This window comes from Runella sp. R0.1_18 (assembly GCF_057652155.1).
On sequence record NZ_JBYFCK010000011.1, the window covers coordinates 39,306 to 61,781 of the forward strand.

Here is a 22,476-nt window from a genome sequence, read left to right on the forward strand (position 1 = left end):
AGAGTAAATCGTACTATAAAGCATGTGTTGAAATAAAATCAAATTAGCATAACAAACGTGTAGATCGTAACTTTGTGGTTTCGCAGATGATTTCGAAAACTCACCAATGACTCACCTACCACTTTCTGAATTAGCCCAACGTTTTAAGGGCGAACTGTACGACGATACAACCATGCGAACGCTCTACGCTACCGATGCGTCGGCGTATCGTGAGATGCCGCTGGCCGTGGCGATTCCGCAGGACATTGAGGATTTAAAAGTGCTTATCCGTTTTGCAAATACCCACAAAACATCCCTCATTCCGCGTACGGCTGGAACGTCGTTGGCGGGGCAAGTGGTCGGAAATGGCATCGTGGTCGATGTATCGCGGACGTTTACCAAGATTTTGGAAATCAATGCCGAAGAACGCTGGGTGCGCGTGCAGCCAGGTGTCGTACGCGATGAGCTAAACATGGCACTGAAGCCTTATGGATTGTACTTTGGCCCCGAAACTTCTACTGCAAACCGCGCGATGATTGGCGGGATGGTGGGAAATAACTCTTGCGGCTCTAACTCAGTGGTCTATGGCTCCACGCGTGAACATTTGTTGGAAGTAAAGGCACTACTTGCCGATGGGAGCGAAGTGGTCTTTGGCGCAACTACCAACGAGGAATTTAACCACAAAATAACAGAAGAAGGCTTAGAAGGGGATATTTATCGAGCAACGGCCGCCATTCTCTCTGATGCCGAAAACCAAGCGGAAATTCGTAAAAACTTCCCAAAAAAGTCAATTGAACGCCGAAATACGGGCTACGCGTTGGATATGCTCTTGGATTCTGCTCCCTTTGGAGGAACGGAGCCTTTCAATATGTGTAAGTTGATTGCGGGTTCGGAAGGAACGCTTTGCTTTTTGACCGAAATCAAATTGAACATTATTCCGCCACCGCCCAAAGCGCAAGGCTTGGTATGTGTTCACTTTGATACCATCGACGACGCGCTTCATGCGACTCTGACGGCGCTGAAATACAAACCACAGGCCGTTGAACTGATTGATAACTACATTTTGGAATGTGCGGCCGAGAACCCCGAACAAAGTAAAAACGCATTTTTTGTTCAGAAAAAAGCCGACGGTTCGTATCCGATTATTTTGGTGGTGGATGTTTCTCAGGATACCAAAGAAGAGGTAGAACGAGTGGCTGCAGAGCTGATTGCGGATTACAAAAAAGAAGGTAAAGGCTTTCATTATCCGCTTCTCCACGCCGATGATACCAAAAAAATATGGACGTTACGGAAAGCTGGATTGGGGCTTTTGGGAAATCTCCCTGGCGACGAAAAGGCCGTGGCGGTGATTGAAGATACGGCCGTGGATGTACAAGACCAACCGTATTTTATTCGAGATTTTAACGAAATTTTGCACAAAAACGGCATGTCGGCGGTGCATTATGCGCACGCAGGCTCGGGTGAAATCCACCTTCGTCCTATCATTAACCTAAAAACCAAAGAAGGCCATCGCCAATTCCGAATGATTGCGGAGGAGATTGCTACTTTGGTGAAAAAATACGACGGCTCGCTGTCGGGAGAGCACGGCGATGGGCGTTTGCGCGGAGAATTTATTCCACAAATGGTGGGAGAAAAAAATTACGCTTTGTTTAAAGAGCTTAAACGAACTTGGGACCCTAATACGATTTTCAACCCAGGCAAAATTGTGGATACGGCGCCAATGGATACGTTTTTACGCTACGAAGCTGACCAACAAACGCCTGACGTTAAAACGTATTTTCGCTATCCAAACCAAACCATTTTGCAACACGCCGAGCAGTGCAATGGCTCTGGCGACTGCCGCAAAACGCAGCTCAGTGGTGGAACCATGTGTCCTAGTTTTATGGCCACGCGCAACGAAAAGGATACCACCCGCGCTCGCGCTAATATATTGCGTGAGTTTTTGACGCACAGCTCCACAACCGCTAATGGAGGTTTTAAGGATGATAAAAATACCTCCATTGGGGGCATGGGGGCTGTCAAAGAAGTATATGATTTGTGCTTGGCCTGCAAAGGTTGCAAAGGTGAATGCCCGTCGAACGTGGACGTTGCCAAACTGAAAATGGAGTTTTTGCAACACTATTACGATACCCATGGCGTACCGATGCGTTCGTGGCTGGTGGGTAATTTCTCCAAAATAACGGGTATTGCGAGCTACGTGCCTTGGGCGTATAATTTGGTGTTCAAAAACGCTCCCTTGCGCCGTATTGCCAACCAGGTGGTTGGTTTTCACCCCGACCGAACCATGCCGTTGTTGCATAACACGACTTTGAAGAATTGGGCAAAGGGCAGAGGACAAAGGGCAGGTGGTAAAGTTTATCTTTTTTGTGATGAATTTACCAATTATAACGACGTCGAGATTGGTAAAAAAGCCATTCAATTGTTGGAAAAATTGGGGTACGAAGTGGTGATTCCTGAACACGGGCCGAGTGGGCGTCCGCAGTTGTCGAAGGGGTTATTGAAAGATGCCAAAAAAATTGCGGAGCAAAATGTGCGGCTGCTCAAAGGGCTAATTTCAGACCAAACACCATTGGTTGGAATTGAGCCGTCGGCTATTTTAACATTCCGCGACGAATATCCTGACTTAGTGAGTGAAGAATTGGTCGAGGATGCCAAACGTTTGGCTAAAAATGTTTTACAGTTTGATGAGTTCATCGCCCGCGAAATCGACGCCAAACGCATTACCAGCAAGCAATTTACCGAAGAACCCAAACGCATCAAACTGCATGGTCATTGCCAGCAGAAGGCAATTGCCTCAATGGTGCCGACGAAAAAAATGCTTGCGTTGCCCAAAAACTACGAAGTGCAATTGATTCCAAGCGGTTGTTGTGGAATGGCAGGAAGTTTTGGGTACGAAAAAGAGCATTACGATTTGTCGATGAAAATCGGGGAGATGGTATTATTCCCTACCGTACGTCAGCAACCAGAAGATGTGATTATTGCGGCACCAGGGACGAGTTGTCGTCACCAAATCCACGATGGAACGGGCCGTCATGCGCTGCACCCAGTAGAAATTTTGTGGGAAGCATTGCGCTAAAAACAAAAAATGGCAAACCGAGAATCTCACCGCTACAACCATTTACCCTTGCTTCGGTCAAGACCTGGGGGATTCAATGGGAGCTGGTAGTTCCGATTTGCCGATGCAAAATTAGGAAATTGTAAAGAGAGATGCAAAAAGTTAATTGTTAATCGTCAATTGCTAATCGTTAATTGCTTGATAATTATACTTTTAAATTTTATAAAAATTCGATTTTCTATGGATTATAGGCTAAAAATAATGGACTAACTGATGAAAAAATGGATAGAAGCGGCGCGTTTGCGGACGTTGCCTTTGGCGTTATCGAGTATTCTAATGGGGTGTTTTTTGGCCGCAGCTCACCATCAATTTAGCTGGACAGTGGCTATTTTGGCGGTTGTAACCACTGTTTGTCTGCAAGTACTTTCCAACTTTGCCAATGACTACGGCGATGCCGTAAACGGAAAAGATACCGAAGCACGGCAGGGGCCTCAGCGGGCGGTACAGTCGGGAGCGATTTCTGCTAGTTCGATGCGAAACGCCGTGATTTTGTTTTCGGTAGTATCGCTGGTAAGCGGAATAGGGCTGTTGTACGAAGCCCTCAAAGATGCTACATGGCAGTCGTTTTTGGCCTTTTTGGGGTTGGGTATTCTCGCCATCATTGCGGCTATTACCTACACCGCAGGTAAGCGTCCTTATGGCTATGAAGGGCTGGGAGATTTGTCCGTGCTTATATTTTTTGGATGGGTAGGAGTGCTGGGCGTGTATTATCTGCATACCAAAACTTTTGATCCAACGTTGTTATTACCCGCCACAAGTTGCGGATTATTTGCCGTGGGTGTGTTGAATATTAATAACATCCGAGACATCGAATCAGATACTTTGACGGGCAAGCGTTCGGTACCAGTGCGTATCGGTCGTCGCAAGGCAATCGTGTATCATTGGGTATTATTGACGGTCGGGATGTTGGCAAGTATTGCCTATTTACTACTCATCGAATGGACATGGAGTCAGTGGGTGTTTGTACTTAGCTTTCCGCTTTTTGTGAGGAATGGTCTTGCCGTTAGCCGACTGACAAACCCAAGAGAGTTAGATCCGTATTTAAAACAGATGGCGCTCTCCACATTGCTTTTTGTTCTGTTATTTGGAATAGGATTTTGGGTAGGATAATTTACTTTTCGGCATAAATATTTTAGGGGTCATGTTGGCTAGGCGTCTAAAAATCGGTAGTTTTGGCAAGCCAATCCCAATATTCATCAAACTTTTTTTTCGTATTGCTATGAAGCAACGCTCAACTTTTATGTTTGTTTTTGCCTGTATTATGGCATTTACTCATGTTTTGAAAGCTCAAAAAACTGCCGCGGAGTATTTTGAAGAAGGTGTTAATAAAAGTAAATCTGGCGATTTTGTGGCCGCTCTTCAAGCCTTTAATTTGGCTATTACGATGAGCCCAGAAAACGCTCCTAGCTACTATAATCGTGCCATGGCGAAGGCGAATCTGAAAGACCACCGTGGGGCAATTTTAGATTTTGACCGTTCTATCGAATTAAATCCTAAGTATTCGGACGCGTACCTCTACCGTGGGGCGAGCAAAGCCAAACAAGACGATTTTCGCTCTGCTATCCAAGATTTTTCACGGGCTATTGAATTGAATCCTGACGATCCACAAGGATATTATCAACGCGGAGTTAACCGTGCTCGCGTAGAAAACTACCGTGGAGCGCTTCAAGATTTGAACCGTACGATTGAATTAGAACCAAACAACGCAGGAGCGCTTTTTGCCCGTGGTACGGTTAAAACAAAATTGGAGGATTATCCAAGTGCTTTGGTTGATTTCTCTCGCGTGTTGGATTTGACCCCCAAAAGCCCATCGGCATTGTCAGGCCGTGGTTACGTAAAAATAAAATTAAACGATTTTGCGGGTGCCGTAAACGATTACAGCAAAGCCATCGAATTGAAGCCAGAGGATGCGGAGTCGTTCTACAACCGTGGTTTTTCTCGTAGCAAACTAGAAAAATACGAAGAAGCTATCACTGATTTTGACCAAGCGATTCGCCTTGACCCACAAAACCACCGTGCCTATTATGGACGTGGATTTAGCAAAAGCAAATTGGGCAACCAACGCGATGCAATCTCGGATTTGAACAAGGCAGTTGATATTAACAACACCCCTACCGATACAAAAGTGGTTTATATGGGAAGCATTAGCCGCTCGATTTTGGACCAGCTTCGTGAAGTAGTGCAAGAGAAAAACAAAATTAACGAACTTTCGACTGAGCGTTCGGAGGCATTTTTTGCGCGGGGAGTTGGTAAAAACAAACAAGGCGATGGCAAAGGTGCGATTATCGACTTAAACAAAGCAATTGAGTTTAACCCTACTTACGCAGAAGCATATTTTACGCGCGGTATGATTAAGTCTGCCATTGGCGACCAAAGAGGAGCAATCCAAGATTGCACAAGTGCCATCAAATTGAGCCCTAAGCATGCAGAAGCGTATTACGTTCGTGGTTTGATTAAACACAGCCTTGGCGACGAAAATGGCGGCTGTTTGGATTTGTCTAAAGCGGGTGAATTGGGATATACGCAAGCTTATAAAGTAATCAGCGACTACTGTAACTAATTCCGAAATACGGTTGGTTTAAGCACTACCAACAAAAAAGACCTTGGTGTTCGCTAAGGTCTTTTTTGTTGGAAAACTAATTATTCAAAACGCAGGTGTTTTACCGATTCGCCTGAGCTGGCTAGTTCCACCAAGGAGTCGATGCCAAGCTGAAGGTGGCGGTTTACAAACTGAGAAGTTACTTTTTTATCGCTCTCTTCGGTTTTTACACCCTCAGGAACGAGTGGGTTATCAGAAACCAACAACAATGCACCATGAGGGATTTGGTTGACAAACCCAACGGTAAAGATGGTCGCTGTTTCCATGTCAATCGCCATAGCTCTGATTTCGCGAAGGTATTCTTTAAACGTTTCGTCGTGTTCCCAGATTCGGCGGTTGGTGGTATAGACCGTACCTGTCCAGTAATCCAACTCATGTTTTTTAATCATGGACGACACGGCCCGTTGCAAACGAAAAGAGGGCAACGCAGGAATCTCTGGTCGCATGTAATCGTTGCTTGTTCCTTCGCCGCGAATGGCCGCAATCGGAAGTACCAAGTCTCCGATTTGTGTTTTTTTCAATCCACCACATTTTCCCAAAAATAGCACTGCTTTGGGATTGATGGCCGACAGCAAATCCATTACAGTTGCCGCCATGGCGCTGCCCATCCCAAAGTTAATGATGGTGATATTATCGGCCGTTGCGGTTTGCATGGCACGGTCGCGACCATACACTTCGACCCCGTACTTGTCGGCAAACATTTGTACGTAATTGATGAAGTTGGTCAACAAAATGTATTCTCCAAAGACCTCCAGCGGAGTTCCTGTGTAGCGTGGGAGCCAATTTTCTACGATTTCTTCTTTGCTTTTCATTGGTTTTGTGTTGATTTTTGGGGAGAATAGGTTAAAAAAAAGATTTGTAAGATGCCCTTACAAATCCTCCTCTGTATGGTTGAGCTAAATTTGCCCCCCTTTGATTACAAAGTTACGAAAATTGCGGGAAAACCTCATATCTTCGACGTAATTCGGCGTAAGTACCTGCTTATCACGCCCGAAGAGTGGGTGAGGCAGCATGTCTTGCACTGGTTGATAGGCCATCATCAGTACCCAAAATCCTTGATTCGTACCGAAAGTGGCTTGCAGTATAACCAACTTGCTAAGCGTACCGATATTTTGGTTTACGACCGCTCGGGTGCGCCTTTTTTGTTGGTGGAGTGCAAAGCCGTTCACATTCCGCTGACGGATGCCGTCCTCGACCAAGCCATTCGCTACAACGCCGTGCTCAAAGCACCGTATTTGCTCATTAGCAATGGACTCGAACATCTATTGTTTGAAATAAAAGAAGGAGAAGCTAACGCGTTAGAAATAATCCCGCCTTTTGAATAAAGCTATTGTTTTACCAATTGCTTTCGAATGATTTCGTTGGGGGTATGAACGCGTAATAGGTAAGTGCCCGAAGGCCCTTGAATAGGAATGCTGACGGTGGTTGGAGCGACCGATAAGTACTGAAACTTACTGGTAATCAGTTTGCCACTAAGGTCAAAAACTTCGGCAAAAATTTCCATTGGACGCGGAGCTTTAAAGAGAAGACGGGCGTCGTCAACAAAAGGATTGGGCGCTACTTCGACTGTTACTTCGTGGATGGGGGTAGGGTCAACAGTGGTGAGCGTACCGGGTATGTTCATGTCCATCCACGCGAGGCGTTGTGTGAGCCATTGTTTGAGTTCAAGAACTTCGCCTGCCCATGAGGTTGGAATAGGCGTAGGATTGGGCCAAATGTATTGCCCCAAAACGGGCCACCGCTGAAAATTCCGTTGTTGCGCTTCTTGAAGAACAGTCGCCAGTGAGTCAATATATGACATAAGCGTTTCGGTTTTCCAAGCACCTTTGCGCATTCGTTGGTATTCGTCGTTGAGTTCGGTGACATAAGCGGGGTCTTCGAGCATTCGCTTCCAATGAAAAGGTACTTGCCAACTGTCTCTAGGACAGACGTTCCCAAATAAATACGCCCAGCCGTAAGTAAGTGGCGCTTCACAATAGTCGGCATTCCCAAAAGCCAAGTCGTAGTCCCAAGCGGGGCCTGCTTTTATTTTTCCACCTTTGCTGTCGCGGTCTTTGTGAAAAAATGTACTGATACGATAGCCGTCCACGTTGCGTGATACTTCATTGACTAGAAAAATTCGGGCAAAAGAAAGACCATCATAAAACCGACGGTAGCCTATTTGTGGGTCTCTGAATTGTGCACTATTTAATGCGGCTTCGGCACTATCTACTTTGGCAATGAGGTAAGATTTTTGATTCGGGGTAATTTCGTCAAAATCGGGGTATTCGTACAAATACTGGATACGACCACTGTAGTTGACTTTAGAAAACCAGCCTATCGACCCGCCCGAACCCGTTGGTTTGTCAACCTTAAAAATATACCCACCCGTAAGCGCATCGCCGCTGTTGTCTTGGTCAGATAACTTGGTAATGTTCAATCGCCCATTGACCCGTTTGATTTTTTCCATAAGAACATATACCCCTTCGTAGCGGCCGTTGACGATGACTTCAACAAACTGGGTGCGGCTGGCGTACATTCCCAAATCGCGCGCCATTTTCATGGCGAGGACGTTGTGTAAAAGGCTTTTTTCGTTGTACGAAGCAAACAAAATCCAGTCTTCTTCCTTGGGCATACCAAACAGCGCTACTTCTTTACCCTCGCCTTTTTCGTTCCGAAATTCAAATCCGTACGATTTTTTGGGAAAAAGCTGAGATGATGACCCGCGAAACTCAATGCCTACGATGCCTTGGTAAACATTGGCCGCATCTGAGGGGCTAGTCGGCAGGGCAGGGCCGTTGTAAATGATTTTCATTTGTGCGTTGATTTTGGGCGAATCCACAATCAACTGCCCTTGGGTATCAATAATGACAAGGGGCAAATTGGAGGTCACAAGGTTTTGGGCTGACACCATCGCACAAAAAAATAAATTCAACACCATCCCAAGCCAAGTTCTCATATTTACAATCTTTTTGTTTCAGTTACGTTTTTAAAGAGCCACAAAAGCGAGCGTTTTTAACGCTAAGATTCGATTATTAAAAATAACATTGAAAACTACAAAAAAATATCAATAACGCTATGGAAACGGAAGCAACGACGATTGACCGAAAAGAGTTTTTTCGCCTAGTGGGGGTAAGTTTTGGCGCTATCGTACTTCAACAGTGTTTGTCGGGATGTAATACAGGGGCTAGTCCCGACCCCAATCCGACGACTCCCACTGATTTTTCTGTGAACATCAATAATGGTACATTTACGGCCTTGCGCAATGCAGGAGGCTTTGTCCGAACCAACGGAGTAATCATTGCACGTACGCAGCAGGGTGGGTTTATCGCAGTTTCGCAAGCTTGTACGCACGAAGGAACGGCGGTCAACTACATTGTCTCAAACAATACTTTTCTGTGCCCCAACCACGGCTCAGTGTTTTCGAGCGAGGGAGAAGTGCAAACGGGGCCAGCCACTAAGCCGTTGACGCGCTATAAAACCTCGTACGACCCCTCTACGGGCGATATTCGTATTTACCCTTAGTCTATGTTTTATACGTTAGTACCCCAACATATTTTTGAAACTCCCGCGCCCGAGGATGCTTATTTTCGACAGGCGTGGGAGTTTTGTCGTTTGTACGCCTCGGGGCAAGAAAATTTTGTGCTGCATACATCGGGTTCGACAGGCACACCTAAGCCTATTGCCTTGACGCGCGCCCAAATGCAAGCCAGTGCCCGCGTTACGCAGCGTGCGTTGGATTTGCGGGCGGGTCAGCAAGCGTTGGTGTGTCTCAATGTGGGCTATATTGCAGGAACGATGATGCTCGTGCGTGGAATGGAACTAGGACTGACGATGCACATCGTCGCGCCTTCTTCGCAGCCCTTTGCTGCACTACCCAATGATTTAGCAATAGATTTTGTGGCAGTGGTTCCCTTGCAACTGCAAACAATTCTAGATACCCAGAAAGATGAACGCCTTAATTCTTTGAAAGCGATTCTTGTAGGAGGAGCACCCGTTGGAGAGATTTTAGGGGTTGCCATTCAGCGACTTAGCGTGCCCGTATTTAGTACCTATGGCATGACCGAAACGGTATCACACGTGGCGCTTAGAAGACTAAACGGTGAAGAGGCAACGGATAGCTATGGGCTGTTGGAAGGAGTGGAAGCTGCTACCGACGAACGCGGCTGCCTTCGTCTGCGCGGGGCAGTGACCAATCACCAATGGATACAAACCAACGATGTCGTGACGTTTTTAGGGCCTCGAAAGTTTATCATAGTAGGGCGCGCTGATAACATTATTAATTCGGGAGGAGTGAAGATTCAATTAGAAAAAGTAGAGCGGGCGGTGGAAAAAACAGGCATAATTATGTCTCGCTTTTTTGCTTGGTGGGAACCTGACGAACGCTTAGGACAAAAACTGATTTTAGTAGTAGAAAGTGACAAAAATGTTGATAACGAACTACTTCAAACGAGATTAATACCCGAGCTTTTGACTTATGAACTTCCTAAAAAGGTGTATTTTGTTAAAAAATTTGTAGAAACAGCCACGGGCAAAGTAGATAAGCGCCGTACCTTTGAGGAAAATATACGCTAAATGGCAACTTTTCGTAAACTGACAATCCAATTTGAAACTTCGGCGCAACTTCCGCCGCCTTACTCATATCGCTACGTATTGCGCATTCTTCCTAATGAGCAGTCAATTAATGTCGATTTAAAATTGACCTATACCCACCGCGACGAACTCGATGCCGACGAAATTGAAGCAGAAGGGTTTACCGATAATGATGATTATGAGTGGAAAGGGGCCTTGGAAAAGGTGTGGTCTGATGAGCTTGAAAAAGTCCTCAAGAAAACCCAGATGGGAGGCAGTATGCTTCAAGACGAAGAATTCGATTTTTTGACCCTGGAGTGGGAAACGGATACGACGAAAAAGGGCCAACCCAAAAATACCGAAGATTGGCTCTATTTTGCCCAAGAATTGCTTCAGGCGATTTATGAAACATCGGAGAAAGAACGCCCGTTTGAAATGCAGGTCATTGACGCGACTTCGCAAGGAACAAGAGAAGCGCAATTGACGGCTTCGTTTCGTACAAGAACGGCGCAAGTCAAACGCGTAGTGGACGGCAAAACATCGTTGCGTTTTTATCCGTGGCAAGAACTGCCTTCGTTGATGGAAACTGTATATGCACCTAACTGGCTCACCGACAATGCCTCAAGCCAAAAGCCCAAGCGAAATGGCCTATATTTTAACCTTGGCGATGGCGTATGGTACGAATGGGGAAAACAGGTAGTGGAGCCTGGTAAAGGAGCAAAAACACTCTCGAAACTCAAAGATGTAGTAACGACATTGTTTGGATAAGGTAACATCTCGAAAGTGCTAAAACTTTCGAGATGTTCTCAAGACATAAATCTGCATAAACGCATGAAAATTAGGACCAAAATAGCCCTTCAATTTACGGTGATTATTGCCGCCATTTTGGCCACATTTTCAGTGTCATTTTATTACGTGGCGGAGCAAAATCGTAAAGACGAGTTTTACAAAAACTTGTGCGATCGTGCCCTAACGCGGGCCGACTTGCTGGTGAAAATCGCGGCGAACAACAAGAAAATCCTGAAAATTCTCGACAAAGAAACCTTGTCGAAACTCTACGGCGAGAAAGTGTTGATGTTTAACGACGAAGACAAAATTGTGTATGCCAGCTACGACCCCGACAGCGCCGAAAATTATTATTATAATGCCGATTTGCTCAAGTCGGTTCGAAAAAATAAATACGTCGAAACCGCCAATGGAAAGTTGTTGGTGGCAGGTTTGATGTACACCCACCCCGAAAAAGGAGAATTGGTACTGATGACTTCGGCCGAAGACGAACTGGGAAATACCCAGCTTCAACGCCTGCGAGATTCGTTGATTTACAGCTTTTTATTCGGTATTCTCATCACGATTGTGTTGGGATTTATTTTTGCGGGACAGTCGCTCAAGCCATTGTCGGATATGAACCGCGAGATTAGCACCATCACGGCTTATAATTTGCGAAAGCAGTTGAATGAAGGTAATCGCCAAGACGAATTGGCGCAATTGGCCATCAACTTCAACCAAATGCTTCAGCGTTTGGAACAATCTTTTGATTTTCAACGAAGTTTTGTTTCTAATGCTTCCCACGAACTTCGTACACCACTTGCGGGCTTAAAATCCGAAATTCAGATAGCGCTGGAAAAAGAACGTACGCCCGAGGAGTATCAAAAAGTTTTGGAATCACTTCTGAACGATGCGCAACGTCTGATTCAGTTGACAAACAGTTTGTTACAGCTAGCGCAGTCGGAAAAAAAAGAAGAACGCACGATGAGCTTTCAGTCCATTCGTTTGGATGAGCTGGTGTTTCAAACCCAAGAAGAACTTCAAAGCCTCCGCACCGACTACCAGATTCACATTGATTTTGAAGATATTCCCGAAAATGAGCAGGACATTACTGTCCTTGGAAATGCCCCTTTGCTCAAAACGGTACTTAACAATTTGATGGACAATGCCTGCAAATATTCGCCAGATAAACGCGCCGATGTAAAAATCGGCTTTGACGAACACAATTGCTACATCCGCGTCATCGACCGAGGAATTGGTATTCCCGAGAATGAAACTCAGCGGATTTTTGAACCACTTTATCGTGCCAAAAACGCTACTACTTTTCGAGGGTACGGCATTGGTTTGTCGGTATGTCGCAGGATTGTGGACATGCACCGTGGCACTATAAAAGTAACGAGCCAACTGGATGTAGGAAGTACGTTTGAAGTAGTGCTGCCGCATATTTAATCGTTTTTAAGCCTTAACCGCCTCTATTTTGTGAAAACATCCGATACTGTCCTTTTCAAAGCCGAGTTTAACAAACTGGTAAAGCCTTACATGATGCTTTATGTGGCCTCTATCATGTTGGCCACTGTTATCGGGATTGTACTTATCCCGTTTTGGTTTTTAGGAATAGGCCAGTGGTGGGCCCACCACTATTATGATAAACTAGAGTGTGAACTTACCGAAACGGTTATTCGCTTTAAAAAGGGGATTCTTATTCAAGTTGAAAAAACCATCCCGTTGGAAAATATTCAAGATGTAACTTTTGTAGAAGGGCCACTTTTACGGTATTTTCATCTTTGTATTTTAAAATTTGAAACCGCAGGTCAGAGTGCAGGCCAAGCCCACGATATGCAGCTGATTGGAATCGTGAATGCCCAAGAATTACGGAGTTTAATTTTACGCCAGCGAGAAAAAAGAATCATGGCCAAAAATGCTCCCTCAGCTTCTACTTCATCCAATGACAATGCCGAATTATTACGAGAGATTAGGGATATTTTGACGGAAATCAAGGCAGAATTAAAGAAACCCAAAGTTTCGTAAAGATTAGAAAAAAACCTTGTTTTGCTTTTGGAGGCAGCACCTTATAATCTACAACTACTTATGTTTCGTCGCGATTTTGTAAAAACTGCTGTCTCGGCTTCGGCAGCTACGCTAGTGAGCGGTGTGGCTACGGCTAATACTATGACTCCCAAAGCAAAAAATAATTTTAAATTGGCCTATGCCCCCCACTTTGGCATGTTCCAAAACAGTGCAGGCAAAGACCTTATCGACCAACTCAAGTTCATGGCCGACAATGGGTTTACAGCCCTAGAAGACAACGGTATGATGGGACGCCCAGTGGAGATACAAACCAAAATCGGCGAAACATTGGCGAAGTTGGGAATGACCATGGGCGTGTTTGTGGTGGACAAAGGTGGAAACTCTCAAAATACCCTTGCCGCAGGTAAACAAGCCCACATTGATATTTTCTTGGATGGCTGTAAGCGTGCCGTAGAAACGGCCAAACGCTGCAATGCCAAGTGGATGACGGTGGTACCAGGTGATTTTGAACGTAATCTTCCGATTGGAATTCAAACGGGACACGTAATTGACGCGCTTCGCCGAGGAGCAGATATTTTGGCTCCGCACGGTTTGACGATGGTATTGGAACCCTTGAGCGATAGCCCCAATTTGTTTTTGCAAACATCTGACCAAACCTACGAAATCTGTCGTGCGGTGAATAGCCCCGCCTGCAAAATTTTGTTTGATATTTACCACATGCAAAAAACCGAAGGGCACATCATTCCACACATCGACTGGTGTTGGTCTGAAATCGCTTACTTCCAAATTGGCGATAACCCAGGACGTAAAGAACCAACGACGGGCGAAATCAATTATAAAAACGTGTTCAAACATATTTACACCAAAATGAAGGCCAACAATCAAAACTTCATTTTTGGAATGGAACACGGGAACTCAAAGCCAGGCAAAGAAGGCGAAGAGGCACTCATTAAAGCCTACTTAGAGTCAGATAGCTTTACGGTGTAAAAAAGTGCGTCGGGGTAGCATAAAAGCTTGTAAAGTGCGTCGGGGTACTCATACCCCGACGTATTCATTTAAAAACAAAACCCACTATCGGTATTGAAATCATTTCTCAAAACGGTGATTGGCCCCGCAGGCCGTAAACAATTAAGGGCACTTCAAGCTTCAGCACGGGCCACGGTATATAGCATGGGCAACAACGTCGAATGTCCCATTTGCGGTAGTACGTACAGTCAATTTTTGCCTTTCAACCGCCCCAATGCCCTTTGTTATACCTGTAAGTCGCTCGAACGCCACCGTTTGGTGTATTTGTATTTGAAAAATAAGACCGACTTTTTTACGGGAAAAAAACGAATTCTGCACTTTGCTCCCGAAAAATGCTTGCACGACGAAATTCGCAAGCACCCCCAACTTCAGTACGAAACAGCTGATTTGATGACTACCTACATCGACGCCATCGGGGTGCTGCCCGACCATGTCATGTCGGTGACTGATATTCAATTTCCTGATAACACTTTCGACGTCGTGATTTGTAATCACGTCTTTGAACTTGTGCCTGACGATGCCCAAGGAATGCGCGAGATTTATCGGGTGCTCAAACCCAACGGCTACGCCATTATTCAAGGTGCGGTGAATAATTCGATGGAAAAAACCGTAGAAACCCAGCACCTGACTCCTGAAGAACGAAAACGAATCGCGGGTGCGCAGCAACACGTTCGGCGGTATGGCCGCGACTACCGCGACCGCCTTGCTGCCGTAGGTTTTAGGGTAGAAGTAAGTGCTTACGTGCAGGAAATCGACTGGAAACGCTACGGACTCATGGCGGATGAGAACGTGTATGTGTGTTGGAAAAAATAGTTCGTGCCTTGAAGCGAGGTTTTTAGAAACCTCGGTGGTGGTTTTTAGAAACCACCAGCACGATGCCCGTGACGTCGGTTTCTCAAAACCGACGGACGCTTCGCGAGGAATCACCATCACTACAGGAGGAAGCAGGACGGGGCAGTCGCTGCAAAAAAGTATTTTTGTCTGCCAAACCTTTCTTTATTCCTTAATTCAGCCTTATATCGTGACGCTACGGTCTTCCCTGCTTTTTCTGATAATTGGATGGGGCATTCGTTTTGCCTCTTTTTCCCAACCTACCCAACTTGACAATTATAACGTTGTTTGGAAAACTCCAAGCAAAAACTCGTCCGAATCCATGCCGTGTGGTGGGGGAGATGTGGGGCTAAATGTGTGGGTGGAAAACGGCGACGTCCTTTTTTACCTTGCTCAAAGTGGTACTTTTGATGAAAACAATGCCATGCTCAAATTGGGAAGAGTACGCCTTACGTTGTCGCCCAACCCATTTTTAGGGACTGATTTTAAGCAAGAACTTCGACTTCAAGATGGAGGTGTTTATATAAGTGGCGGGAAAACGCGCCTCCACGTTTGGGTGGATGTGTTTCGTCCCGTGGTGCACGTAGAACTCCAAAGTGAAAAGCCTGTCCAAATAAAAGCTGCCTACGAATCGTGGCGGTACGAAGATCGTTTGGTGCAAGGAACGGCCATTCGCGAAAATTCCTACAAAACTCCCCAAAAGTTTGACCTAAAAACGTACAAAGACGAAATAGCATTTCGTGGTAATGAATTGTGGTTTTACCACCGAAACCGTAGTGATGTGCCCAATCTTTTTGATTTTACGGTGCGGCTTGAAGGGATGGAGTCGGTGAAGTCGCAACTGTACAACCCCATCAAAAACAATACGTTTGGGGGAGCGATGCGTTCCCGCACTATGCGTCCTGCTGGTATTACCACGGGTAAATACCTTGATACTGATTATAAGGCGTGGAACCTAGAAACTCCGCGTCCCGTTCGTACCGAACACCTAGAACTGGTGTTGAACACAGCCCCCACTTCCACCCTCGCCGAATGGGAAAATACGGTTGTACGTCGTCAGCAAGAAGTTACCCAAACCCAAAAAACAGCCTTGCCCCAGGCCCGTGCTTGGTGGAAACAATTTTGGGAACGAAGCTACATTTTTATTGAGGGGAAAGACAGTACTATTTCGCGCAATTACCACCTTTTTCGCTATCAGCTGGGATGCAACGCGTTTGGACAATGGCCTACGAAATTTAACGGCGGGTTATTCACATTTGACCCACAATTTGTGGATAAAAAATACAATCACACGCCTGATTTTCGCTTGTGGGGTGGAGGAACCATGACCGCCCAAAACCAGCGATTGGTGTATTTTCCGATGCTCAAAAGCGGCGATTTTGTGTTGATGAAACCCCAATTTGACTTTTATTTACGTTCGCAGACCAATGCAGAACTACGCTCAAAAGTGTATTGGAATCACAATGGGGCATGTTTTACTGAGCAAATCGAAAATTTTGGTTTGCCCAATCCCTTTGAATACGGTTACAAGCGCCCCGAAGGCTACGATGCAGGAATGGAATACAACGCATGGCTTGAATATCAATGGGATACGGTGTTTGAGTTTTGCCTGATGATGCTCGAAACGGAGCGCTATGAAGGGCGCAACATTCAAACGTATGTGCCTTTTATCGAAAGCTGTCTGACATTTTTTGATGAACATTACCAATGGCTTGCCAAACAACGAGGGACAAAAGCGTTTGACGAGAAAGGTCAGTACGTTTTTTACCCAAGTTCGGCTTGTGAGACGTACAAAATGACCTACAATTCTACCACGGTTATCTCGGCACTCAACGTGATTTTGACGCGGATGCTGGAGCTTCCCGAACGCTATTTGTCTGCCACCCAACGCGACAAGTGGGTCACGATGCTTAAACGTATTCCACCCGTACCTTTGCAAGAAATAGAGGGACGCAAAACACTTGCCCCTGCCGTCGCGTGGATGCGCGTGCAAAACTCCGAAACTCCTCAGTTGTACCCCGTGTTTCCGTGGGGGCTGTACGGAGTTGGGAAACCTGACCTAGAAATCGCCCGTGATACCTATCTCTACGACCCACATGCAATTAAATTTAAGAGCCACGTAGGCTGGCGTCAATATTCCATTTTTGCGGCTCGCTTGGGATTTACCAACGAAGCGGTTGAACTTACGCGCCAAAAATTTAAGAATTCAGAACTGCGTTTCCCGACTTTCTGGGGGCCAGGGTTTGATTGGACGCCCGACCACAATTGGGGAGGCGCCGCCATGATAGGTTTGCAAGAAATGCTGATGCAAACCGACGGCCGAAAAATATATTTGTTACCTGCGTGGCCCAAAGATTGGAATGCTACGTTTAAATTACACGCGCCGTACCAAACGACGATTGAAGCACGCGTCAAAAACGGAGTCATTGAAGACCTCAAAGTAACGCCCGTATCGCGCTTGTCGGATGTAATTGTGTATGGCAAGTAAGACCGATACTCTGAGTACCAAACTTGGAACGTCTCTTGCAATTGTGGCGAAATAAGTAGTAAAAAAAGAAGGTTTTGCGCCTTCTGTTACCTATAATCCCTCCCATCAAATGAAATCACTACAACACACGACGAGCAGCCGTCGAGATTTTTTAAAATTAGGGGCAGGAGCCGTAGGAGGTATCCTTGCATCAAGCTCAATCGCGGAAGCGGCACGTTGGTCGGAAGAAAGCCGTAAATTTTCGCTGCCTTTGGGTATTTGTACTTCGTACGATAAAGCAGCCTTGCTTAAAAGCATTGGCTATTCGTACGTTGAAGAAAACGTCGGTCGTTTCTTGATTCCAGACAAAGGCGGTGACGAACAGTACGCTAAAAATGTAGAAGCACTCAAAACAACGGGAGTGCCGTTGCGGTCGTATGTGTCGTTTATTCCAGGAAGTATCAAATCAGTCGGCCCTAATGCCAACCACGAAGCTTTGTTGGAAAGGGCTGATTTAGCATTTAAACGCGCCAAAGAATGTGGGTCGCCTTACGTGGTGTTTGGAAGTAGTGCATCGCGCACCATTCCCGATGGATTTGACCGTGCCAAAGCCAAAGAACAACACACCGAAGTAAGTAAAAAAATGGCTCTTTTGGCCGAAAAACACGGGATTGTCGTAGCGTTAGAGCCGCTCAACCGTAGCGAAACCAATTTTATTAATAGCCTGGCCGAAGGAGTGGAAATCATCGAAGCGGTCAATCATCCACGTTTTCGGTTGCTGTGCGATGTTTACCACATGCTCAAAGACAACGAAGGCCCCGAGCAGATTGTGAAATACGGAAAGTACATTGTCCACTGTCATATTGCCGAAAAACAAAATCGTACTGCTCCTGGCGTCGTAGGCGATGATTTCAGAGAGTATTTCCGTGCATTGAAAAAAATCAAGTACCGTGGCGGATTATCAATAGAAGGCCGTTGGACTAATTTTGATAGCGAAGCCAAAAAAGCCTTTGAAGTGCTGACGCAGCAAATGTCAGAAGTTTAAACTAGGTTGAACGTATTACAATAAAAAGCCATTCTTTATTGCTCCAGAGGAGCAACATCTTAGTAGAACGAATGAATCAGTACAGAACCAAAGCCCCATCGGGGTGACATCTTTCAAGGAGTATTGGTTTCCCCGATGGGGCTTTGAGGTGGTCTTTGCCCTTCTTTTTCTACTAGGATTTAGCCTCTCTGAGGGTACTTTATTTTTAATGCGTTTAACCTGAAATTATGATAAAATCCCGACTGTTAAGCCTATTTTTTGTATTGAGTGCGGGCCTGGGAGCGGCACAAACGCCCCTTCCAGACCCGCTCGTATTGGCCAATGGTCAGCGCGTAAAAAATGCCAAACAGTGGCATACCAAACGCCGAAAAGAGTTGCTTGAATTGTTTACGGCTGAAATGTACGGACAAGCGCCGCCTCGTCCCAAAGACATGCGGTTTGAGGTGTTTGATGTGGACAAAAACGCCCTGAATGGCAAAGCCACTCGCAAGCAAATTGCGGTCTATTTTAATGGTAAAGCCGACGGCCCGCGAATGGATTTGTTGATGTACATTCCTAATCATCTCAAACGTGCAGCTCCTGCCATTTTGGGGTTGAATTTCTGGGGTAATCATGCCATACACCCCGACCCAGCGATTCGAATTACGACGAGTTGGATGGAATCAGGCAAAGGAAACCCGTACGTGAAATTGTCGTGCGTTACTGACCACCAAGCTACGGAGGCGTGTAGAGGCGTAAATGCCGCTCAGTGGCCGATTGATACGATTTTGGCCCGCGGTTATGCCTTAATTACGGCCTATCGTGAAGACATTGCGTCTGATGATGCAAAAACAGGTTTTCAGAAAGGGATTCACCCCATTTACCCCGATTATCAGCAACGCAATGACAATTTTGGAACCATTGCGGCCTGGGCGTGGGCACTGAGCCGAGCCATGGATTATGTCGTAACCGACAAAGCGATTGATGCCAAACGAGTAGCCGTCTTTGGCTGGTCGCGACTGGGAAAAGCAGCGCTTTGGGCAGGGGCTACCGATGAGCGTTTTGCTATGGTGATTAGCAACGAATCGGGCGCGGGAGGGGCCAAGTTGTTCCACCGTGGCGTAGGCGAAAATATTCGTCGACTCTGTACGGTTTTTCCGCACTGGTACGCTGCCAATTTCAAAAAATACATGGACAAAGATACCTTGTTGCCCTTCGATCAGCACCAAGTGATTTCACTCGTCGCGCCGCGACCTGTATATATTGCCAGTGCTGTCGATGACAAAGGCGCCGACCCACAAGGCGAGTTTGCCGCTGCCAAAGCGGCCGAATCGGTGTACTTATTTTTAGGCAAAACAGGACTTCCTGCCCAAACTATTCCCCCACTGAACCAGTCGGTACAAGGGCAAATTGGCTATCATATTCGCGAGGGAGGGCACGATGTTACCTTGTATGATTGGAAACAATACCTGAACTTTGCCGATAAACATTTCAAATAACCACAACCTTATGTTATCACTCAAAAAGATATGGATGGTCCTCGGAATGGGACTCTTGAGTACGTTTGCTTGGGCAGAGAAAATAGACACCGTAGAAACCTACAGCCCTTCGATGAAAAAAAATATCAAGGCAGTAGTGCTCACACCCGACTCGTACGATGGCAGCAAAGAATTTCCTGTTGTTTATCTATTGCATGGCTACAGTGGTAACTATGCCGACTGGATTAAGAAAGCCCCCGCCATGCAGCGCATGGCCGATGTATATCAAACCATTATCGTTTGTCCCGACGGTGCGTTTTCGAGCTGGTACTGGGATAGCCCCGTTGACCCAACAATGCGTTACGAAACGTATGTTTCCAGCGAGTTGGTTTCGTGGATTGACGGGCGCTATAAAACCATCAAAAGCCGTGAAGGACGCGGAATCACGGGCTTGAGCATGGGAGGGCACGGAGCGTTGTATCTCGCTTTCAAGCACCAAGACGTGTTCGGAACGGCAGGAAGTATGAGCGGAGGGGTGGACATTCGCCCGTTTCCTAACAACTGGGATATGGCAAAACGGCTCGGGAAATATGCCGACGCACCTGAGCTTTGGGAAAAAAATACGGTTATCAACTTGGTTCATTTACTGACCCCTAACTCACTGGCTTTGATTATTGACTGCGGGAGCGAAGACTTCTTTTACCGCGTCAACAACAACCTTCACGACAAATTGTTGGAACGCAATATCCCCCACGATTATATCTCACGCCCAGGGGGGCACAATTGGCCTTATTGGAACAATGCCATTGATTATCAATTGCTCTTTATGAAAAATTACTTCGAGCGTTTGAAAAAGAAATAACGGCATAGGTCTAAAACCGCAGCACTACTTTCATAAGAAACGTGGGGAAAAACATCAAACATTTTGTAAGAGATAGCTGGCTCACTGCCTCGTATTACACGGGGTTGAGTCAGCTTTACCATGCCTTAGCGGGAAGAAAACGCGGTATTATTTCGTATCATAACGTGCTCCGTGTGGATAAACTGCCCACCTTTGATACGTACAACGTGGATGTGACAGCAGCGATTTTTGACAAACAACTTCATTTCTTAAAAAAACACTTTCGAGTACAGCCCATTCAGGAAATAGAAAACCCAAACGCCAAAGGAGTTTTTATTACCGTTGATGATGGGATGCGCAACAATTATGAAGTTTTAGCACCTATTTTAGAAAAGCACGAGATTTCGGCCTTATTTGCGATTTGTCCCGCCATGGTTGACCGACAACTGCCGTACATTTGGCGTGACCACTTGTTTTTACTTTTGTGCCAAGCTGCAAACCAATCCGTTAGATTGCCCTTAGACGATTATCAAGCCCCCTTTCGAGTTCCCGAAACACCTGCAGGAATCAATAACCTGACGCGGCAGCTTAAACAGTACGTTTACAAACATCAATTGGCGGATGTTTATGGCCTTGTCCGCGAAATTTGCCAAAAAAACGGATGGGCGTATGAAGTCCCTTCGCCTGATGGGCTTCGGTACGATTTTATGACTTGGCCTCAGATTCGGGCATTGGTAGCTCAAGGGCACAGGGTCGCTTCCCACACACAGACCCACCGTGTACTGCGTTTTTTGGGGCAAGAAGAAAAAAAAGTGGAATTGGAGGCTTCCAAACAACGCCTCGAAACCGAACTGAAGCAAGAGGTACCGCTCTTTGTTTATCCTTATGGAAGTAGGGCCGAAATCGACCAAGTTACCGTCGATGCCGTACAAGAGGCAGGGTATCGCATGGCTTTGATGAATGTTCAGCAACCAAACCTTTTCCCCCTTACTTTCTCCCAGCCCCGTTTTGCCTTTCCGCCCATTTCAGATTCGTCGCATCTACACGCTATTGTATCGGGCTATAAATTTTTGTTTCGGTAGGTTAAATCTTTCTTTATCTTTGGCTACGGGCGAAGAAATAAGCTATTTTTATTCAATTTCGATACCTTCTTCTTGCATAAGTTGAGCAAGGTTGAGGACACAATCGTCCAAAACGGGAATGTTGGTATCAAATGGAACCATGACCCATGTTTCTGTTTTTGAAAATACAAAAATAATTTTGGTTTGGGTCGAAACCCAAATCACCTTTTCGGTGCCGAACTCAAGCATTTTTTGTGCTTTTTCAATGATATAGCTAAAATTTTCATCGTGGTCGTCGGGGTCAATATCTATTTTGATGTCTATTTCCACTACCACTTTGGGAGCTACCTCAAAATAACGATTGTTTAGCGTCAGCCCCTCCTTTTCAAAAATAGCGATGTCATTAGCGAGATTCGTGTTTTTACTGATATGAACCCCAATCTCGTTGGTAGCCAAAAAATACCGTTTTCGATTGATAGACATGAATAAAAACCCATGAATAATACTAACCAAAATGCCTTGTAATGAACTACAACCCATAATTTCAGCCGTTTTTTTCTTTTTGTCTAGTACATCCCTGTAGCCTTTGTACGGCAATACTTTCCCGTTCAAGGTTTCATAAACCAAGTACGAAGGGATTTTTTCAAGTTTTCGTTTACGACGCGGTACTTTCTGAGTAGTAGTCATAACATAATCAGTTTTAAACAAATA

General features: G+C 45.7%; 19 protein-coding genes. 16 read left to right on the plus strand and 3 right to left on the minus strand.

The window, feature by feature from the left end; genetic code table 11:
* Positions 1 to 106: 106 nt before the first annotated feature.
* The 3 genes from AC23P2_RS18965 (at position 107) to AC23P2_RS18975 (ending at position 5,654) form a co-directional block, all read left to right on the plus strand.
* On the plus strand, positions 107 to 3,055 hold the full coding sequence (locus tag AC23P2_RS18965; protein ID WP_487774654.1) for an FAD-binding and (Fe-S)-binding domain-containing protein: 2,949 nt from the start codon (positions 107 to 109) through the stop codon (positions 3,053 to 3,055).
* Between the two features lie 252 nt (positions 3,056 to 3,307).
* On the plus strand, positions 3,308 to 4,204 hold the full coding sequence (locus AC23P2_RS18970; RefSeq protein ID WP_487774655.1) for a 1,4-dihydroxy-2-naphthoate polyprenyltransferase: 897 nt from the start codon (positions 3,308 to 3,310) through the stop codon (positions 4,202 to 4,204).
* Positions 4,205 to 4,313: 109 nt separating this feature from the next.
* Positions 4,314 to 5,654, plus strand: a complete 1,341-nt coding sequence (locus AC23P2_RS18975) for a tetratricopeptide repeat protein (RefSeq protein ID WP_487774656.1) — start codon at positions 4,314 to 4,316, stop codon at positions 5,652 to 5,654.
* An 80-nt stretch (positions 5,655 to 5,734) separates the two neighbouring features.
* On the opposite strand, the gene AC23P2_RS18980 is transcribed toward AC23P2_RS18975, so the two are convergent.
* On the minus strand, positions 5,735 to 6,505 hold the full coding sequence (locus AC23P2_RS18980; RefSeq protein ID WP_028523667.1) for an AMP nucleosidase: 771 nt from the start codon (positions 6,503 to 6,505) through the stop codon (positions 5,735 to 5,737).
* A gap of 75 nt (positions 6,506 to 6,580) precedes the next feature.
* Between AC23P2_RS18980 and AC23P2_RS18985 the strand changes: the two genes are divergently transcribed.
* Positions 6,581 to 7,018 (plus strand): type I restriction enzyme HsdR N-terminal domain-containing protein, encoded by a 438-nt coding sequence (locus tag AC23P2_RS18985; RefSeq protein WP_122932762.1) that lies wholly within the window; start codon positions 6,581 to 6,583, stop codon positions 7,016 to 7,018.
* 2 nt (positions 7,019 to 7,020) lie between these two features.
* Here AC23P2_RS18985 and AC23P2_RS18990 read toward each other — a convergent pair whose 3' ends face one another.
* Complete coding sequence (locus AC23P2_RS18990; RefSeq protein ID WP_487774657.1) at positions 7,021 to 8,631, minus strand: CotH kinase family protein; 1,611 nt, start codon at positions 8,629 to 8,631, stop codon at positions 7,021 to 7,023.
* A 119-nt stretch (positions 8,632 to 8,750) separates the two neighbouring features.
* On the opposite strand from AC23P2_RS18990, the gene AC23P2_RS18995 reads away from it, so the two are divergent.
* The 12 genes from AC23P2_RS18995 (at position 8,751) to AC23P2_RS19050 (ending at position 21,786) form a co-directional block, all read left to right on the plus strand.
* Positions 8,751 to 9,197, plus strand: coding sequence for a QcrA and Rieske domain-containing protein (locus AC23P2_RS18995; protein ID WP_122932760.1), 447 nt, complete (start codon positions 8,751 to 8,753; stop codon positions 9,195 to 9,197).
* A gap of 3 nt (positions 9,198 to 9,200) precedes the next feature.
* Positions 9,201 to 10,247, plus strand: coding sequence for an AMP-binding protein (locus tag AC23P2_RS19000; protein ID WP_487774658.1), 1,047 nt, complete (start codon positions 9,201 to 9,203; stop codon positions 10,245 to 10,247).
* Positions 10,248 to 11,012: a hypothetical protein gene (locus AC23P2_RS19005; RefSeq protein WP_487774659.1), complete on the plus strand. Its 765-nt coding sequence runs from the start codon at positions 10,248 to 10,250 to the stop codon at positions 11,010 to 11,012.
* Between the two features lie 63 nt (positions 11,013 to 11,075).
* Positions 11,076 to 12,458: a sensor histidine kinase gene (locus tag AC23P2_RS19010; RefSeq protein ID WP_487774660.1), complete on the plus strand. Its 1,383-nt coding sequence runs from the start codon at positions 11,076 to 11,078 to the stop codon at positions 12,456 to 12,458.
* Positions 12,459 to 12,488: 30 nt separating this feature from the next.
* The gene (locus AC23P2_RS19015) at positions 12,489 to 13,037 is read left to right on the plus strand and encodes a PH domain-containing protein (RefSeq protein WP_487774661.1); all 549 of its coding nucleotides are present in this window, start codon (positions 12,489 to 12,491) and stop codon (positions 13,035 to 13,037) included.
* A gap of 60 nt (positions 13,038 to 13,097) precedes the next feature.
* Positions 13,098 to 14,024, plus strand: a complete 927-nt coding sequence (locus tag AC23P2_RS19020) for a hydroxypyruvate isomerase family protein (protein ID WP_487774662.1) — start codon at positions 13,098 to 13,100, stop codon at positions 14,022 to 14,024.
* A gap of 93 nt (positions 14,025 to 14,117) precedes the next feature.
* Positions 14,118 to 14,876, plus strand: coding sequence for a class I SAM-dependent methyltransferase (locus AC23P2_RS19025; protein WP_487774663.1), 759 nt, complete (start codon positions 14,118 to 14,120; stop codon positions 14,874 to 14,876).
* Positions 14,857 to 17,382 (plus strand): DUF5703 domain-containing protein, encoded by a 2,526-nt coding sequence (locus AC23P2_RS19030; protein WP_487774664.1) that lies wholly within the window; start codon positions 14,857 to 14,859, stop codon positions 17,380 to 17,382. Before AC23P2_RS19025 ends, AC23P2_RS19030 begins: the two co-directional genes overlap by 20 nt.
* Positions 17,383 to 17,491: 109 nt before the next feature.
* On the plus strand, positions 17,492 to 18,406 hold the full coding sequence (locus tag AC23P2_RS19035) for a sugar phosphate isomerase/epimerase family protein (protein ID WP_487774665.1): 915 nt from the start codon (positions 17,492 to 17,494) through the stop codon (positions 18,404 to 18,406).
* Between the two features lie 227 nt (positions 18,407 to 18,633).
* The gene (locus tag AC23P2_RS19040; RefSeq protein ID WP_487774666.1) at positions 18,634 to 19,884 is read left to right on the plus strand and encodes an alpha/beta hydrolase family protein; all 1,251 of its coding nucleotides are present in this window, start codon (positions 18,634 to 18,636) and stop codon (positions 19,882 to 19,884) included.
* Positions 19,885 to 19,918: 34 nt separating this feature from the next.
* Positions 19,919 to 20,725, plus strand: coding sequence for an alpha/beta hydrolase (locus AC23P2_RS19045; protein ID WP_487774792.1), 807 nt, complete (start codon positions 19,919 to 19,921; stop codon positions 20,723 to 20,725).
* 41 nt (positions 20,726 to 20,766) lie between these two features.
* Entirely contained in the window at positions 20,767 to 21,786 is a 1,020-nt protein-coding gene (locus tag AC23P2_RS19050; protein WP_487774667.1) for a polysaccharide deacetylase family protein, read from the plus strand.
* A gap of 48 nt (positions 21,787 to 21,834) precedes the next feature.
* Here AC23P2_RS19050 and AC23P2_RS19055 read toward each other — a convergent pair whose 3' ends face one another.
* Positions 21,835 to 22,452: a Uma2 family endonuclease gene (locus tag AC23P2_RS19055; protein ID WP_487774668.1), complete on the minus strand. Its 618-nt coding sequence runs from the start codon at positions 22,450 to 22,452 to the stop codon at positions 21,835 to 21,837.
* Positions 22,453 to 22,476: the final 24 nt, after the last annotated feature.